This window comes from Acidovorax sp. MR-S7 (assembly GCF_000400995.2).
In the GTDB taxonomy this organism is placed as follows: Bacteria; Pseudomonadota; Gammaproteobacteria; order Burkholderiales; family Burkholderiaceae_C; genus MR-S7.
On record NZ_DF238943.1, the window covers coordinates 1 to 398 of the forward strand.

Here is a 398-nt window from a genome sequence, read left to right on the forward strand (position 1 = left end):
GCCCGAGAACCTGATAGCCCCCTTGCAGGCGCAGTTGCAAAAAGCGCGAGCCTTGCATGAAAAGGATGTGGCGGCGGGTCTGCCGGGCGTGCTTTTGCCGCATGCGCTGGCGGTGAAGTATCCGCAGGCTGACAAAAGCTGGACTTGGCAGTGGGTGTTTCCGTCGCCGGTGCGTTCCACCGACCCGCGCCCGGATGCGCGCACGGGCGAACTGCTGGAGCGGCGCCACCATATCTATCCAGAATCGGTGCAGCGCGTGGTGCGGGCGGCGGCGCGGCGGGCGCAGATCGCCAAGCCGGTGTCGCCGCACGTGCTGCGGCATTCGTTTGCCACGCATCTGCTGCAATCGGGCTATGACATCCGCACGGTGCAGGAATTGCTGGGCCATGCCGATGTGA

Annotated in this window: 1 protein-coding gene; it reads left to right on the forward strand. The window is 65.6% G+C overall.

Features of this window, described 5'->3' with window-relative positions:
* On the forward strand, window positions 1-398 hold a 398-nt coding region (locus tag AVS7_RS14755; RefSeq protein ID WP_020229151.1), incomplete at both ends, for a tyrosine-type recombinase/integrase.